This window comes from Leptolyngbya boryana PCC 6306 (genome assembly GCF_000353285.1).
GTDB lineage: Bacteria > Cyanobacteriota > Cyanobacteriia > Leptolyngbyales > Leptolyngbyaceae > Leptolyngbya > Leptolyngbya boryana.
Window position 1 is genome coordinate 2778383 of sequence record NZ_KB731324.1, and the last position, 13769, is coordinate 2792151.

A 13769-nucleotide genomic window follows, 5' to 3' on the forward strand; every position below is an offset into this window, starting at 1 on the left:
CTCCCTATGATTGCTCGACGATCGCTACGAGAGAATCAACCTCATACGGTAACAGCGTGATTTCACTTCTGAGTTGATTCCGATAGCCTGAAAGTCTTTGCGCCAGAGCAGGATTTTTCTCGCCAAGTAGTTCGACGAGCCGTGCCACTTCTGAACCATCCAAGCGAAGGTTCCCAGTGCGATTCTGATGGAGCGATCGAAAATCCGTGAGCTTTTTCAACAACGCCGATTTTGCAGTTTTGGATCGTGCGGCTTCAAGGGCAAGCGATCTCTCTTGCAGAAGAGTTTCGAGGGAAAGATTCATGATGATTAATTCATTTGATCCCTCCTGTTGTGACATCAAAGAATTCAGTTTTTTGACTGCCTCATGCTTATTGTCCAAAAAAGTCAAATTACAGCGCGCGCACGATCTTCGATAGCATCACCGTTACTTCATCAATTGCGGCTGCACTGTATTTCCCAGATCCCCTATAGTATTTTTGTTCAAATGATTTGCTCAGAATTCGGCTTCTATCCTTACTCAATCGGCATTTGAAGCGAACGGGGAACGGCTCAAAATCAGCTTTGCCACGGAGTCGAGTTGCGATCGTAAAAGGAATTTCTAGATCAATTTTGAACGTCGTTTTTGGATCGAGTTCCAACAGGGTGCAAATGCGCCGCCACTCACGGTAAGCAGGGCTAAGGTGCAAGTTCTTAGCAACTTTCGCCTTACCTTCGGGTGTTTTTGCACCCGTTGAGTGTTGCCACGGCTGCCAGTCGTGAATATTATGCGATTGGCTCGAATGCGGACGATGCTTGATTTTGATGCGATTCTTATTGCGTGGCATCCGTTCAACTCCAAACTATTTTTAATTTATCTAGAACACCCGTACTCTATTAGTTTGAACGATTTTTGGCAAAGGGAGAACTAAAATCGAGCGCTATAGTTTGAATATGAACAATTCTGAAAAATATGGATATCCTAAAGCACCTTGATTCCCTGAAGGATTTGAAGCTTGCCAATGCTTATGCCGACAGCGTGAGCAGATCGATCGACTTAACGGGCGATCCGAGAGTAGGGATTCGTGCCACAAAAGATCCCGGTTTCGGCGCGGCAACGTCTCTCATGATTTGCAAAGGCAATCTTGTTGAAGGATCAAAAGAACTCGCTGGCTATCTCGGAGCAGTTGACGATCGCGTTCGCGAGATGGAAGAGGACTTTTCTAAAGCCTCCGTTCGAGCGCTGACGGTGCAATTGGTGGTCATGGAATCCTTAACCCTGCAACTCACCAATCTTGCTGCGATGAATTTGAAACAGCCTCAAATCGCACCAGTCATTGTTTGAACTCGCGTTTAAGGCATCAAATTCATGCCGAAAGCTGATTCTAGCGATCGACACCATCAAAAATCCGAAGAAACCGACGCAATTTATTAAAAATTACGTTGACAAGCAACTCAATCAGTTAGGGGGAATAAATAGTGGAGAGATGGACTCAGGAACGGCGAGAGCGACAACGGCAGATGATGCTGACGCTCAAACCGTGGCTCAAATCAACGGGAGCCAAAACCCAAGCTGGGAAACGTCGAGTCAGTCAGAACCGACTGAAAACCGGGAAGCAATCCCAGTGGTATGTCGAAATCCAGCAAACGATCGCACAAGCCGATCGCGTGGCAAGAGAAATTCTCAGTCGGTTGGATGATCAAACAAGCTGACAATCGATTGCCCATCATTCTTCACACAAAAAATCCCGCTACAAGGACGGGACACCACAAATGGCAATGATCTTTTGTTCAGCTTCCCCAAATTTCGCGATTTTTGCGACGCGATCGCGGAAGGTGCGATCGTTCTTGAACTGGATACCGTGACTTTGCCTTTTTTATAAGTTCTGCAAATTCTTCAATCGCATAATTACGATCTCTCACTTGAGCGAGGGATTTTTAATGCGCGATCGCTGGAGCAGAACCATATTCTTTCCTCAGACGGTTTCTAGTTTCTATTGGGATTGATAAGAAGGAGTATGGATCTAACGTTGCTGAGGGAAAGCAAGGATGAATCGCATTGCCATTGTGGATGACAACGAGGCTTGGTGTTTTGCTCTAGCCCTTCGATTACAACAGCTAGGCTATGTCGTGTCTTCCTTTACCCAGCCACAAAACTTCCTGCCCCAGATGGATCGATTTGACGTAGTGCTCGTGGATTTCTCGATGCCAACTCCGGTTTACCAAGGGGACATGGATGGTCCTGAAGTGATCTCTCGAGTACGCCAGCAATTAGAGACACCACCCATCCTAATCTTAATTTCGAGTTTTTTTGCACCAGACAGCCTTGATCAAGCCACAGAACTTTTTCCTGAAGCCGATGCTGTATTGAGTAAGCAGACTGAGTCTACTGAACTCCTTGCTCAGATTCAGCAGCTCCTGATGCGTCGAATCTAATTCCAGGAAAACACTATGATGCAATCCAAGCTATCAGTCTGTACTGAAAGGACACAAAGCGAGTTAAGCGATATAAAGCACAAGACCACGATGCGACAAAAGTGCATCGTGGTCTTGGAGTTATTCATAACTCCAATTGGTTGTTACTCATCTGGAGCGGTTTAATATATAACGCTAAGTGCGCTGTCTTTTCTGTTTGTTAGGTAATTCACTCTAATGCTTCTAAACTATCATCGCGGTATTTGGAACTGGATCTCCCTCGCGAGGGAAGATGAACGCATAGAGAGAAATAGTCTTCCCAATTCCATCCTCGCTCGAAAGAGCGATGCGAGTGATCCACGACTCAGAATTGATGCAGTGAGACTAAGTATTAACGTCAGAATCAGCCATGTCTCTATTGTCATAGGAACTGGGGAACAGGTTGAGGATTTTCAGATTAGGTACAATCTCGTGAATCCTCACACAGTCATCCTGCCCAATCGACAGGATGACTGTGTGACAAATTCTCAGTTTTTGTGCGCGGGCTTCCCAAAGTTGGATGCGATCACAACCAACTTGCTGTTTTGACTGCTCTTGCCTCATTCCAGTTGAAAATTACGCACAACCCGGTCAAGCTAAACAGTTAAGATCTTCTGAGACTTGTTTTTGAGCATTTCGGTGATCATCGCCGCAGGGGCAGGGCGACTAAAGTAGAACCCCTGTGCTTCATGGCAACCCCGACTTTGCAGATAATCCAGTTGTTCTTGCGTTTCTATGCCTTCGGCTGTAACAGTCAGGCATAAGCTTTGGGAAAGAGCAATGATGGCATCCGTTACGGCTGCGCTATTAGGATTGGACATGATGTCTTGCACGAAGGAGCGATCAATTTTCAGCATGTTCACCGGGAACCGCGTCAAGTAATTCAAGGAAGAATAACCTGTGCCAAAGTCATCGAGCGCCAGCACAATGCCCAAGTCTCGCAATTGTCCTAGGATCTCAATCGACTGCTCAATATCGACCATCAACGCGCTTTCAGTCACTTCCAATTCTAGATAAGGCGCTGCCAATTCGGTTTCCTCCAAAATCTGTTTGACGATGTCTACAAGATTCGGTTGCTCAAACTGTCGAGCTGATAAGTTTACCGATATCCGCACCGGGTGGAGTCCAGCTAGTTGCCAAGCCCGAGTCTGAGCACATGCTGTTCGCAGCACCCATTCGCCCAGGGACTGAATCAAATCATTGGACTCAGCGATGGGAATAAACTTTGCTGGAGAAACTAACCCTCGTGTGGGATGCTGCCAACGGACTAATGCTTCCAACGCAATCACTTGCTGAGTCTGCAAATCGATTAAAGGTTGGTAGTAAACGCACATTTCGCCGCGCTCAATTGCCCCATATAGTTCGTTTTCTAACGCTAGTCGTTCCTGCAACTGAGCCGAAATTTCTGGGGAGTAGAACTGGTATTGCCCTCGTCCCTGCTGCTGAGCGGTATGCAGCGCCATATGAGCTTGTTGTAAAAATTGCTCAGTATCATAAGCAGTGACACTATTGATGCTGATTCCAACACTCGCAGTGAGATGAATGAGATGACCTTCGATGGGAAAGGGTTTCATCAGCGTGCTCCGCAGCAATTGCGAGAGATGAATGACACTCTCAAACGAAGAGATTTCTAATAAGGCAATAGCAAATTCATCGTCATTCAAGTGAGCCAGAATATTGGGATGAGTGATGCAGGAGATTAAACGCTGAGCGATCGCTCTCAATAGCATTCTTGAGGTTTCAGGTTTCCAAGCATGGCTCATCTCCATAAAATCATCAATTCCCACCACGAGCACCGCAATCAGTTGCGGGTTATTCTGAGCTTGAGTTTGAGCGAAGCGATCGCAGAATAAATTGCGATTGGGCAAGCCAGTCAGGTCATCATAGTAACTAATGTAGTGAATCAACTCATCCAACTGATGCAGCGTTTTTGAGGTGTTCGCCATTAATGTGCCTACCTCGTCGCTAAATTCTATGGGCAGTTTCGGTAATGTTTGCGTGCTCAGATAGTTCTGCAAGGTAGCAGAGGTCAAAATGACTGGCGCGAGGAGGCGATGTAGCGCATAAAGTGTAGCTCCTGTTCCTGCCAGAGTTGCGACTAATGCAATAGACAGAACTTGCACCATGACTTCCCACGTATACACATGTGAGATGACAAAATTAAGCAGTAAGGATAACAGGGGGATATGAGTTCCGAGAAAGGCAATTAATATAATTTTGGCAACGTAGCTTTTGTTGACGAGGCTGAAACGGGACAGAAACGAATACAAGTGGAGATTATGGGAAAGTGTCATGGATCTGGGCTGAGATAGTAAGGAACAAACAAGAGCTAGATTATTCTCATAGAAAAATTTCTTCTTCATGCGTTATGGCAACCAACGCCAATGAAAAAGAATGAGTTGCAACATAATGAAAACCGATCTTAATAGTCCAAAATCTTAGGATTCCCAAACGATCTGTCAGCAGAGACACTTCTCTTCTCTCTAAACAAAAAATCCCGCCAGATCTGACGGGGTGCTGGAAAATTAAGTGGATGCACTCAGGATTCCCAAGAATGGCTAGCGATCTTTCCCTGAGGGATGTTATCCCTGTTCGAGACACGGCAGAAGACTATGGTTAAGTTATCGATTTATGCCCCATAAGCAATATCTAATATGTCTGGGGCAAAGTAGATTTTAGGACGTGCGACAATGTCAGACTCAACAAGAATGTTTGCATTTACTAGGCGATATATGTCGGCGCGTGCAGTGTTGTATTGTATTCCACACATGTCCGAAAATTGCGAGACTGTGATAGCTGGTGACTCGAACAGATGGTCAACAAGGCGGCTGAGTCGAATGTTTCCTCCGGTGTGGTTGAGCAACTCCATGTATTGACTACGTAATTTAAGGAGCCTATCGAAGCGGTTTAGTGCATCTTTTGATTGCTCGATCGTTCCACGCAGGCAAAAGGCAATCCAGTCGTTCCAGTTACCTTTCGTGCTTACCTGAAACAAGAGATTGATGTACTCATCTTTGTACTTATCGAAAAAAGCACTCAAATACAACCAAGGTCTACTAAGTTTACATTGCTCATAAATCATTAATGACAGCACAAGTCTACCTACCCGACCATTACCATCGAGAAACGGATGAATTGTTTCAAACTGATAATGGACCATGAAGCACGAGATTAAAGGCTCAAGACTTTTTTCCTGATGAATATATTTCTCCAGGGTGTCTAAGCAGGGCATAACCTCGTTTGGCGGCGGTGGAATAAATCTTCTGTCTGAGCCGATATGGACTTGAGAACGACGAAAATTGCCTGGATCTCTTTGAGATCCGCGAACTCCTGATAAAAGTGTATGATGTATTCCCCGAATCAGATTTAGGCTAAGGGGTTTTTTCTCTAAAAGACTTAAAGCAAGCTCCAGTGCTCTGTTGTAGTTCCAAACCTCCTGCCAAGAATTAACGGGGTCATTAGCGGATTTTGGCTCTCTAGGTTCAATCTCAAACAGCAAGAGTTGCTGAGGTGTAGCGTAGGTTCCTTCTAGGCTGGATGAACGCAATGCTTCTCGTCGCTGTAATGGGCGCAAGAGCAAATTGTAATTTGGCATGTACCGACCTACTCCATCTAGCCTTGCCAGCTCCTCTCGCGCCTGAACTAGCAAGCCCCAAAGCTCAGTGGAGACTTGCCATTCACTTGGCAATGGCTCAGGAATGAATGCCCAGTCTTTCCTACCCTCTACTGAAATTTCCCAAAGCCTTCCGGGTGCACCGTCTACAAAGAGATCTTTGTTCATAATTGCAATATTTGAACGTAAATTGAAACTCATTTCGTCGAGTTTCAATTTTAGACCGATTTTTGAAATTCGTGATCACGAATTTCAAAAATCGGTAGCAACTGGGCTGGATTGCTTCAAATTCAAAGGGTTTGGCTGTTTCAGTCCTCTATCGCTAAGCATTACTGCCAGAATCACTGATGCCGTGATCGTCGTTCAGCGGATGCAAGCTCAAAATTCATCAGATCAATTTTTCGTTGCCATTGGGAAGGAGGCAGGATTAGGGTTCCCAATGGTGAGGTAGAAGCGCGATCTCTGCAGTAGAAGTGCGAGTGTGCGTTATTGCACCTCAGCATTACTCTAGTGAGCGAGCAGATCAACGTTATATCGTAAGAGCGAAGCAATTGAGCGATGGACAGATGGAGAGCATCGATCCTGACATTGAATCAACTAAGCGGCTTTCAGACCTGGAAGAAGGCGATATCGTAGTTCTGACGCTTGATCCTGGGTTTCACATCGATAACCCAAAGTTTGCAGCAATGAATAAGCCCGCAGTCGAAAAAACTGCAAGAATTACGCTCAAACTTTCACATTCGCTGACGGTTGAAGGGAGCCGCTTCTCGATATCCAGCGGCAAAGAGATGGAGAACGTTGGGAATGGGCAATGGCGGATTGCAGCGGGAAGCAAGGTTTATATTTCAGTTCCAACCGAGGAACAACTTGCCAGACTCCCAGACCCAGAGGGAAATTATACAGAAGTTCAGACACGCAGAAGACGTGAAGCAAAGATCGAAGATCTTCTGAGTCGTATCAGAGACCATCTTGATCTTGATTCTCCTGAATTTGATCAACGTGCATCAGCGCTGAATTTCTTTTTAGTGGATGACAAGGAAACTTTGGAGTGGGCGCTCAGTCTATCGATCGAACGTGTCAAAGCTGAAAACAAAGAGTTGAAGTCAAAAATAAGGCAGTTAGCAATACTTCTCGGTCATGCCTCAGCCTTGGCTGACGATCTCAAGTTTGAGATTGACCATTCATAACAAACCCAATTACCGCGCACACCTCGCTGCAACTTCGTGATACGCTTCGCTATTCAGTACGCTTATTCTTATGAACCGGATGCCGCCTGCTCGTGGGGTGGTTTTTTGTTTTGGAACGTTGTGAGGGAATGAATAGGAAATCCGCATTAACTTTCTCCTATGCCCAATCTAAAAAGCCAGTTTATGGTCAGGCGTGAGCAACGTTCAGGCAGATGAAACCGCCGCTCGATTCTGCGCGATCGCCTAGCAATGAATCAAAACATGCTTGAGCAGTAGCAATCCATCGCACGATCTGCTTGTGACAGGACTTACGCAAAAACCATCTGAACGGACAGTGTTTTGAGTAATGCCGTCAGGTAATCAAAGAGCATCCCATAGTTCATTCGATAAACGATTCAGTGATTTTTTCCTTGAGTAAGCCTTGTTGGTTACTCTGCATAATTCACATCATGTGGTCGTATTGGAGAGCAAGGTACCTATCGCTTAAATTCTTTTGTTGGAGGAGAATGCTATGTACAAACAAATTGCTGCAACTGTGATTGGGCTAGGAATGATGACAACGCTCATGGGAGTGACTCAGGCATTTGCAGCGGACAACGGAAACAGTTCAGGGGGCAGACCAGCAATCCCATCGCAGCGAGATCTGGAGGGTGAAGGTTTCAGATGCACACAGAGCGGAATTTCGATGATATGCACCAAAGATGGTGAACGTCCCTATGAATGCGATTTGACTGGAGTTGTTTGCACTCAACTGAAGCCCCGCCAGCCTCAACCGCGTTTCCCTGGTTCGGACATTGTTCCGAGCATACCTGTCAAACAAACCTTGATAATTTCGCAGTAGGGTTTAGTCTAATAGTCTACACAGAACGAAAACATTACAGCGAGACTACAACTCCCATGATACAGGCGAGGACGCTCGCTCTATGAACCGGAGGCCGCCTGCTCATGGGGTGGCTTTTATTTTGGAGCGCGATCGCGCTCATCCTCAAACAAAAAATCCCGTCACTATGGCGGGATAGATGCGTAAACTAACAAATGGAGTAATTTCAGGATTCCCTAAAATCTGTTAGCAGCGACACTGAATCTTTCCCTAAACAAAAAAAACCGCCATTACTGACGGGATACACTCCGATAATAAACGTGCTTCTCTGGCAAAAAAATCCCGTCGGGCAGACGGGAGTCACGAGACAAATCTCATGAAGTTACTACATAGGACTAATATGCCCAAACGGGCGAGCAAGTAACCATCTGAACAATTAGGCTGAAACCACCTTCTTGGAACGCGAGCGGCGCAGTTTGAACATGCCAAAAGCGATCGCGGTGGGACGAGTTCGACGATCAAGCATTGCTGGCTGAGTTTAAGAGCCGGGTTGAGAGTTCCCTTAGTAGAGTTTGTTGATCGCGCCCATCTTAAACAAAAACCCGTCAAAACTGACGGACTCAGGTGCAAATAGAATATGTTCACAATGTCCAACAATCTGTGAGCGATCTCACTGACGGGCTACCCTGAGCGTGTAGTACTTCTTTTTCAAAAAAAATCCCGTCGGGCAGACGGGCGTAATGAGACAAAATACACAGATTAGTATGCCCAAATTCATATGCCTAAACTCATGTCTACACAAAAAATCCCGTCAGAGTGATGGGATGAATAGATGGATGCGCAGACTAACGAGATTAATTTCGGGATTCCCAAACGATCTGTCAGCGGAGATACTTCTATTTCCCAAAAAAAACTCCTGTCGAGCAGACGGGAGTCATGAGTACGCGAAATTACTACACAAGACTAATATTCCCAAACGGGCGAGCAAGTAACATCTGAGCAATTAGGCTGCAACTGATGACTTGGAACACGATCAACGCAGTTTGAACATTCCAGAACTGATCGCGCCCTTCAATCGATCGTCAATCCTGCCGCTCTGCCCAAAATCCCCAAGCGACTAGCCCAAGCCTTAACGCCAGAATCAACTATGCCTCGGTACACATTGGCGCAATCACAGGTTCAAAATTCATCATCAAATCGATTTTTTCCATTGTTAATGGGATAAGAGCACGAGATTAGGGTTCCCAGCTTGAGTGCGATCGTATTGAACTGGATGCCGTGTTCTCCTTCTGTCCGAGTTCTAGTTCGGGGAGAGAGTTCTCTCTGGTTGCCGCTTTTGGTGGGAAAAAACTAGATCCTGTCTTGATGGAAACTGGTAGGATGTGTTCGATCAGAACCAGTGATGAGTTATCCCATTGTTCCCTTCATAATGCTCGCAGGGTAAGTACTGCAGCAATCTTTCTGCCCTGCTCATCGTAGACCGGGCGAGCATTGCCCTCCACTAAGATTTCCGTCTCATCTGGTCGCCGAATCCGCCAGCGTGCCTCTTTTACCACCTCATCTTTGAACACAGCTCGACTTAAAGGGAGATCTGCTGCAGGGTAAGGATGCCCTTCCTCGGTGTAGAGATGATATGTCTCGCTATAGTCTTCCGGCAGAACATCAAGCTGGGCAACCCCGTGCAAGCGTGAGGCAGCATCATTGACAAACGTAATTCGCCCCTCCACATCGGTCACGATCACCCCTTCTATCAGTTGCTGCAAGATGGCATCGCGTTCGGTCGCAAATCGAGCAATGCGCTGTCGTGCCTTTACTTCTTCAGTCACCTCGATATTCAAACTCAAAAGTCGGTCTACTTGTCCACTCAGGTCAAACAGAGGCTGATAGATGATATTAAAGTACCCTTCGTACAGTTCACCGCTGCCGTCGCGATCGTAACGCGCGACCATTTCCTTGCCCTCGTAGGCTACGCCAGTCGTGTAGACCTGATCGAGCAGCTCAAAGAACCCTTGCCCTTCCAATTCTCGAAAGGCATTGCGGACCGTTAATCCCTCCAAGTTGCGTCCGCCGATGAGCTGCTGGAACCTGCGATTGTGCATCTCGATGCGATGCTCCGGTCCCCGCATAATCGAGATTGAGATCGGGGCTTGTTCGAGAATCGCCCGGATTTCAGCCTGTACTGCTTCATCGCGGAGAGCACGAACTCGGTCAGAAATATCTCGACTAAATAGGAGCAGCCCATTCTCAGTGGGAACAGCCCGGACTTCGTGCCAAGCATATAACTTGGGCAGGAATAACTCAAATTTGACGCTAACTTGCGCTGCTGCTGCTTGTCGGAGTTGTCCTTCTGCGGGCGTATTCAAGAGGTCAGGAAAAACGGCCCAGATGGAACGCCCCAACAATTCGTTGCGTTTGCGTCTCAACAGCAGTTCTGCACTGTGGTTGACGCAGATGTAGTTCCACTGGGTGTCAAGTGCGGTAATGGCATCAGACGTGTATTCTAAGACGGTCTCCAGATTCAACTTTGCTCTCCTTGGTGCCCAGAATACTTGATCGCTCCGTTCGCTCAGAAGCGTGATTCGAACGCAAAATTCGCCCTCGAATTTCTAGGATTTGCTTCATTATCGCAGTGCGCTGGTCAAAACTATGCGCTTTCAGCGCGAAGCTTGAGCTGCTACCGACCTCTACAAAAGACTAAAAACGCAATACGTTCAAATTTATCGATATTTCAGCGATCTCGGTCTCACTGCTGCACTGGAGATATTCCAAGTTTCGGTCTGATAGTCGATCCGTCAGCACTCATCTCTATAGAGAATCGTTCTTGTTCCATCTGGAGAAAATCTGACGCACCATTCCCCATCCGCCAGCCAGACCCGCAACGGATGGTGGACAAACTTACCGTAGATGAAGGCGAGAATCACGATAAGCAGGAATGAGACTCCTATCCCTTGAACTACTTTCCAGGGGCGGGCTGTCCATTGATTTTCCATTGGCGCAAATCTTGAGGGAACGGGCTTAGGGTTTCCCTGCTGTGCCTGAAGATTTCCGCAATGCTTCCCGATGCCGCCGCCGAAGCGACTTCACAAGTTTACGAAAATCCTCGGTTAACTCAGGCTCCTCCCAGTATTCAGGAATCAGCCTTAATTGAAAATTCGCCCATTTATACGAGGCTTCGTCTTTGCTATAGTTTCTAGCGGTGTAGAGAGCGGTGGCGATCGCGTTTCTAATCATGGGATTGAGTTCCCGCATTTGTGCGTCGCTCAGGTATTTGCAATGAAAGTCTTCCATCTCGTTGCGGACAGTCATCGCAATCAGCATCGCTAGGTTTTTTGTGCCTTTCAATAATCGGGGGCGCTTTTTTGTCATCGCTGAGTATCTACTGAGATTTATCTCAATATTAATCATGAGCGCTTCTCAAGCGAAAAATCCTGTCAGATCGTCAAGCGCATCGCTTCACTCAAAAACTCAAGTCATCAGCCCAAGCATTACTGCCAGAATCAGCCATGCAGCGGTTGGCTACGTCGTGCCGGAAGGCATTGTCATGGGCACGATGCCACTGGGGATAAGAGACAGGTTCAAGGTTTCCATTCATAGAGCGCGATCGTTATGCTGAGTTGAATTGGAATTTCTCATAGCGCGATCGCGCTATCCATTATGAATGTCCTTTACTTAGAAGGCTTATAAACCACTTTCCAAGCTTTGACGGTTCCTTCACCAATATCGTTATTGATCGTACCGCCACTACCCTCTAGGGTAATGCGAATCTTTGCTTTTCCCGGTGGAGCGTTGTATAGCGCGGTTGCGAGTTCTGGACTCACTGGAAAGTTACCATTTTCACCCCGCAGATTGAATACTTGATCGCCAATACGAATATCTAGAGTTTTTGTTTCTAAACCTGTCCGATCGACCTCTCTACAAACCACATTCAAAAAACCACACTGTTTTCTCAGCGTATACGCAAATACTCGAACGCGGTTCTGTGCCCAATTACTAACAATACCCGTCTCAGAGACAATGTTTCCGCCTCCACTTCGCTTGTAATTTTTATCCAACACTGCCAAATAATCACCGTCGAAATCGTCCTTCACGATCGCGACCTTTGACCACGGTATATCTTGGGCTGTTCGCCAGTCCTGCCGATTTAGAACGGCTGCATCGGGATAGAGCACTTCTAAATTCGTCGATGCGATTCGAGTATCGTTTTTAGTTCTCAACGACTGGTAATCATGAGAGAACCCAGTATTCGAGAAGTTCAATGCTACAGATATTAGACCTAATAAAACAAAACGATTCAACATTTCAAACCCTCAGAGCTTGTGCTGTTGAATCGTATCCGTAAAACATAGAGGCGTTTACGGGTTTGTCGAATCTTCATAACCAGAGCGCAAAAAGAGTCTAGATACGGGATTCCTCACCTCAAAACTCTTAGATACTATTTTCAAATTGGTCAAAAGGCAGAAGTGGCAGAAGTCCATTGTTGAGCGATCGCCGAAGGTGAAAACAAACCGAGGACGATCGCAGATGAGAGCAGTAATTTCTTCATGGTCTAAAACTAGCGGTGCATTGCCCGTTTAGAATTCCCCACACTCAGCGATCGCACTTCTCCCCATAAAGAATCTTTCCGGTGCCATCTGGGGAGAACCGAGCAGTTGATTGCGAGCAATTATTCATCAGAGATAACACGATTCTCGCAAGCGAGAAACTGTTTGAGGTAGTCCCTGTCGAAGCAAAGTTCCTAAATATTCTTCTGGATCTTTTGGAGGTTTTTTAAGGCGTTGGCGCTGCCTCTCTGCTGCTGTGCAAACCGCCAGAGGCTTCAAATCTAGAAGATATAGAATGAACTCATCTGGATGCTGTGCATCAATGTCATATAGCTTTAACGTGTCTGCGGGAAAGTCTTTCAAATTAAACGTGACAATGACACTGGCGTTACAGCGAATAGCAGCAGCAAGCACATGACGATCATCCGGGTCGGGAAGCTCAATCGCTGGAATTAATGTTTCATAATTCGTCACTACTGAATCTCGAACATGACTGTTCATTAATTCCTTAGTCTTATTAAGTTGCTCAGCCGAAAGATCAGGACGGCTCTTAAGAACATTCCGAATCCATTCTTGGTGAATAGATTCTGACCACCTTGCTCTAAATAAGTCAGTTAGAGCAAGTTCCATCAAAAAGTCGCGTAGTGGAGCAGGATAGAGAACACACGCATCGTAAACAGCCGTGAAATTAGACATCCCAATTACTCATAGCCCATGTTTAGCTCTTGGGCTTGAGCTACAAGCTCATCCAGCGCATTACTTCTAAGGCTGTCTTCACGGTTTTTGTATTCCATAAGATCTTGGAAAAGAATGCGCCGATGCTTTCCAACTTTTCTAAAAGGCAATGCCTTGTCCTCAAGAAGCTTAACTAGATAAGGTCGGGACACTTTGAGTAAATCAGCCGCTTCCTGAGTTGTAAGCTCTGCGTGGATTGGAAAAAGAGTAACAATATTCCCCTGCGCCATCTGCGCAAGGATTTCAACCAACATCTGAAGCGCTGCTGTCGGCAATACGATCGTCTCACCAGTTGCCTCGCCCTGGATCACGCTGATCTTACTCGTCGATTCATGACTTGGAATGGATCGAGCAAGCCTACTGCTGCTTTCTTTCGCCAAACGGATATCTTCTAGGGTCGGAGGACTGGACTTCTGCAATGTAATTGTCATAATTTTTTC

General features: G+C 46.3%; 15 protein-coding genes. 6 read left to right on the forward strand and 9 right to left on the reverse strand.

Annotated features, from left to right (window positions below):
* Window positions 1–4: 4 nt before the first annotated feature.
* Window positions 5–304, reverse strand: a complete 300-nt coding sequence (locus LEPBO_RS0113965; protein WP_225885697.1) for a hypothetical protein — start codon at window positions 302–304, stop codon at window positions 5–7.
* A gap of 88 nt (window positions 305–392) precedes the next feature.
* Complete coding sequence (locus tag LEPBO_RS0113970; protein ID WP_017288200.1) at window positions 393–827, reverse strand: hypothetical protein; 435 nt, start codon at window positions 825–827, stop codon at window positions 393–395.
* 125 nt (window positions 828–952) lie between these two features.
* On the opposite strand from LEPBO_RS0113970, the gene LEPBO_RS0113975 reads away from it, so the two are divergent.
* The 3 genes from LEPBO_RS0113975 to LEPBO_RS0113985 all read left to right on the forward strand — a co-directional run bounded on the left by LEPBO_RS0113975 (window position 953) and on the right by LEPBO_RS0113985 (window position 2415).
* On the forward strand, window positions 953–1324 hold the full coding sequence (locus LEPBO_RS0113975; protein ID WP_017288201.1) for a hypothetical protein: 372 nt from the start codon (window positions 953–955) through the stop codon (window positions 1322–1324).
* 134 nt (window positions 1325–1458) lie between these two features.
* Window positions 1459–1692: a hypothetical protein gene (locus tag LEPBO_RS0113980; protein WP_017288202.1), complete on the forward strand. Its 234-nt coding sequence runs from the start codon at window positions 1459–1461 to the stop codon at window positions 1690–1692.
* 336 nt (window positions 1693–2028) lie between these two features.
* Window positions 2029–2415 carry a response regulator gene (locus LEPBO_RS0113985; protein WP_017288204.1) on the forward strand — a complete coding sequence of 129 codons (387 nt, stop codon included), beginning with the start codon at window positions 2029–2031 and terminating at the stop codon, window positions 2413–2415.
* A gap of 614 nt (window positions 2416–3029) precedes the next feature.
* On the opposite strand, the gene LEPBO_RS0113995 is transcribed toward LEPBO_RS0113985, so the two are convergent.
* Both LEPBO_RS0113995 and LEPBO_RS0114000 read right to left on the reverse strand, forming a co-directional pair.
* Window positions 3030–4559, reverse strand: a complete 1530-nt coding sequence (locus LEPBO_RS0113995; RefSeq protein WP_017288206.1) for a putative bifunctional diguanylate cyclase/phosphodiesterase — start codon at window positions 4557–4559, stop codon at window positions 3030–3032.
* 503 nt (window positions 4560–5062) lie between these two features.
* Window positions 5063–6214, reverse strand: a complete 1152-nt coding sequence (locus tag LEPBO_RS0114000) for a Fic family protein (protein ID WP_036045873.1) — start codon at window positions 6212–6214, stop codon at window positions 5063–5065.
* A gap of 398 nt (window positions 6215–6612) precedes the next feature.
* On the opposite strand from LEPBO_RS0114000, the gene LEPBO_RS0114010 reads away from it, so the two are divergent.
* Together LEPBO_RS0114010 and LEPBO_RS0114015 are read left to right on the forward strand one after the other, a co-directional pair.
* Window positions 6613–7233, forward strand: a complete 621-nt coding sequence (locus LEPBO_RS0114010) for a hypothetical protein (protein WP_026148635.1) — start codon at window positions 6613–6615, stop codon at window positions 7231–7233.
* Between the two features lie 511 nt (window positions 7234–7744).
* Window positions 7745–8074, forward strand: a complete 330-nt coding sequence (locus LEPBO_RS0114015; RefSeq protein WP_017288210.1) for a hypothetical protein — start codon at window positions 7745–7747, stop codon at window positions 8072–8074.
* 1403 nt (window positions 8075–9477) lie between these two features.
* On the opposite strand, the gene LEPBO_RS0114020 is transcribed toward LEPBO_RS0114015, so the two are convergent.
* Complete coding sequence (locus tag LEPBO_RS0114020) at window positions 9478–10575, reverse strand: PAS domain-containing protein (protein WP_017288211.1); 1098 nt, start codon at window positions 10573–10575, stop codon at window positions 9478–9480.
* A gap of 493 nt (window positions 10576–11068) precedes the next feature.
* Window positions 11069–11419, reverse strand: coding sequence for a hypothetical protein (locus tag LEPBO_RS0114025; RefSeq protein WP_017288212.1), 351 nt, complete (start codon window positions 11417–11419; stop codon window positions 11069–11071).
* Window positions 11420–11456: 37 nt separating this feature from the next.
* Here LEPBO_RS0114025 and LEPBO_RS42330 point away from each other — a divergent pair, with 37 nt between their 5' ends.
* Window positions 11457–11666 carry a hypothetical protein gene (locus LEPBO_RS42330; protein ID WP_144056198.1) on the forward strand — a complete coding sequence of 70 codons (210 nt, stop codon included), beginning with the start codon at window positions 11457–11459 and terminating at the stop codon, window positions 11664–11666.
* A gap of 52 nt (window positions 11667–11718) precedes the next feature.
* Here LEPBO_RS42330 and LEPBO_RS0114030 read toward each other — a convergent pair whose 3' ends face one another.
* The 3 genes from LEPBO_RS0114030 to LEPBO_RS0114040 form a co-directional block, all read right to left on the reverse strand.
* Complete coding sequence (locus tag LEPBO_RS0114030; RefSeq protein WP_017288213.1) at window positions 11719–12351, reverse strand: hypothetical protein; 633 nt, start codon at window positions 12349–12351, stop codon at window positions 11719–11721.
* Between the two features lie 372 nt (window positions 12352–12723).
* Window positions 12724–13290 carry a PIN domain-containing protein gene (locus tag LEPBO_RS0114035; protein WP_017288215.1) on the reverse strand — a complete coding sequence of 189 codons (567 nt, stop codon included), beginning with the start codon at window positions 13288–13290 and terminating at the stop codon, window positions 12724–12726.
* A 5-nt stretch (window positions 13291–13295) separates the two neighbouring features.
* Complete coding sequence (locus tag LEPBO_RS0114040) at window positions 13296–13760, reverse strand: helix-turn-helix domain-containing protein (protein ID WP_017288216.1); 465 nt, start codon at window positions 13758–13760, stop codon at window positions 13296–13298.
* Between the last annotated feature and the right edge of the window lie 9 nt (window positions 13761–13769).